At 28.1% G+C, this 2,526-nt stretch carries 2 protein-coding genes; both read right to left on the bottom strand.

Going from position 1 to position 2,526, the window contains the following annotated elements; translation table 11 throughout:
- Positions 1 to 131: 131 nt before the first annotated feature.
- A complete protein-coding gene (locus tag ACIQ2X_RS15685) occupies positions 132 to 824 on the bottom strand; it encodes an RloB family protein (protein WP_396179911.1) in 693 nt (230 codons plus the stop codon).
- Complete coding sequence (locus ACIQ2X_RS15690; protein WP_396179912.1) at positions 817 to 2,124, bottom strand: ATP/GTP-binding protein; 1,308 nt, start codon at positions 2,122 to 2,124, stop codon at positions 817 to 819. The genes ACIQ2X_RS15685 and ACIQ2X_RS15690 overlap by 8 nt, the downstream gene beginning before the upstream one ends.
- Positions 2,125 to 2,526 lie beyond the last annotated feature (402 nt).

The following is a 2,526-nucleotide window of genomic DNA, read 5'->3' on the forward strand; positions in this document are numbered from 1 at the left end:
TTCCCAACTTTTCCAACAAGCCGTTGGACCGGCACTTTATACTCGAAAATCACCTACAAATCGGCCATATAAAAAGTTGTTAATAACTTTAATTGCTTTACATAGGAACCCCTAGCTGTTAGCAGTAGGTTTTATTTTCTTTTATTTTGATTTAAAAACTTAACCAATTCACTAACTAGAGTAACTGGGTTTTGCTCGTGATATTTTTTATCTTTTTGTGCTTGATAAATTGTTTCAGCTCTTTCTATAGCTTTATCTTGAGATGCCTTTTCATCATTGTTTAGTTTTTCGTAAACCGATTTGCAAAAATTATATTTTTTCCCATCTTTTTCATAATTAATATTCCATTCTTTACTTAAGAATGAATAATAAAATGTTCGATGATTTTTATTGTCATTATATTGATAATGAAGATAAAACCACAATTCAAATGCGTCATTTGAATAGGCAATTTTATAACCACATTTTTCCCCCTTGCTAATAGCATTATCAAAATCAGCAAACTCTTCTTCACCTCTTTTAAAATCCATATCGAATACACACCAAACTTCCTCATATGTTATCGAACTATTTTTAACAATTTCTATGGTCGATTCTATCAATTTTAATTTACTTTCTCCTTTTAAATCAATTGCTTCAACAGTAAGTGTTAAAACTGGAAATGATTCAAAATATAATTTTTCAGTTTGACCTTCACAGATGATTAGAATTGTCTTTTTAACTTCTCTAGTTTCTATTTCATATACTGAAACCTTGGCTTTTTTTAGCCAAGGTTTTTGAGACTTAATGTCTGAAACTTTTATTGCTTTTGTTTTTTTAGGCATTTGAATCGGAATTTATTAATTTATCAAAATCTCCTAAAAAAGGAATTGCTCCATATTTACCTTGAATGTAATCTTTTTCAAAGGAAGCATTATTTCTAATTCCTTTAAACTCAACAAGAGAATACAAATGACTAGCGCCAAATTGGTCTTTTTCAACAAATTCAATTTGATCTCTTCTTAATATGTTAGAAGATAATAAGTTTGTATCGTGTGTAGTGAAAATTAATTGTGATCCAATGTTGGAAGTAGAATTAAATAATTCAACAATTTTTTTTGTTAATAATGGATGAAATCTTGCGTCAAATTCGTCAATTATAATTGGTCTATTATTCTGTAATGCTTCATAGATAAAAGGACTTAATTCAAATAGTTTTTGAGTTCCTTCTGATTCATTAGCAATAAATGGAAATGATTCATTTTCGACTGCTTTTAGATTTTCATCATATTTTTTTCTAAATGAGATTAATAATTTTTTCTTTTTCTCTTTTGTTGATTCTTTTTTTGTTTCATCATCATTCTCTTTAGAATCAATTTCAGGAACATCCATAGCATCGATGTCTTCAATACCTACATCACCATATTTTAAAAAATTGACGATATACTTTTTCTTTTCACTATTTGTAATCGCATCTCCAGCAAACTTATACATTCCTTGATGTCCTAATCCGCTGATGACCATTGTTGAACTGATAGCATTGATTAAGTCTTTTGATAATTTGCCAAAGCCAAAAGTCGCAAGTGTTGATAGAAATAATGAATTATTTCTAAAAATTTCATTTTCCTCTGTTTCTTCTTCAAATAAGCTGACTAATTTATATCCTTCATTATAATTTGTTTTATCTAGTTCGATGATATTTTTTCCTTCTCGGATGAATAAGGGAATTTCTCTCTTTTTTGGAGTTGAGTACAGCCATTCTGCATAGACTTTTTCATCATCCACTTCAAATCCATATCTATATTTGACATTATTATGCCAAAAAATTAGTTGAAAAAAACTTGGTTTGTTTTCTGTTTCTGTTGATAATCTGAAAGAATCCACTAAATACAAAATATCTTCATCTTTAATTGAAGTTTTAATGATTCTAATGAATGTAACCAACGCTTTAATAATATTGCTTTTGCCACTTGCATTAGCACCATAAATAGCTTTAGTTTTTAAAAAAAGATTAGAATTTTCATCAATAACATTATTGACATCAATATCTTTATTATTTGATTTGATTTTTGCAGCGGCTAAATTTAAAGTTTGGATTTCTTTAAATGATTTAAAGTTGCCAAAACTAAATTCTTGAATTTTCATCTTATTTTAAAATTTGTAATTATTATGCAAATATATGAATAAGAATTGATTTTTTATCTAATTAACGTTTTTTTAGTATTACTGCTAACGTTTTGTGGCTTTGCAAGGTTTGGGGAAAGCCTTCCCAATTTTTTGTTTTAAGACCGAGCCACAACAAGTACAAGACCAACTTTCAATTGAGCCTAAAGCCCAAATCTTGTAAAACCGCTGTTGAACTAAACCTACCGGTAGCGTGTTACCTGAAAATTTTAGTCCTTTGTAAAATTAATTAAAAATTAAATGTATATCCGTAATTGCTCATATTTTTGTATATTTGTTTGATAGATAAATTATTGGGTATGAATATTTTTAGTTTTGGAGTCGAATTTAGTAGTGAAGCCAATTGTATTGCGCATTTTAAAG

It is taken from the genome of Flavobacterium sp. (assembly GCF_044368625.1).
Lineage (GTDB): Bacteria > Bacteroidota > Bacteroidia > Flavobacteriales > Flavobacteriaceae > Flavobacterium.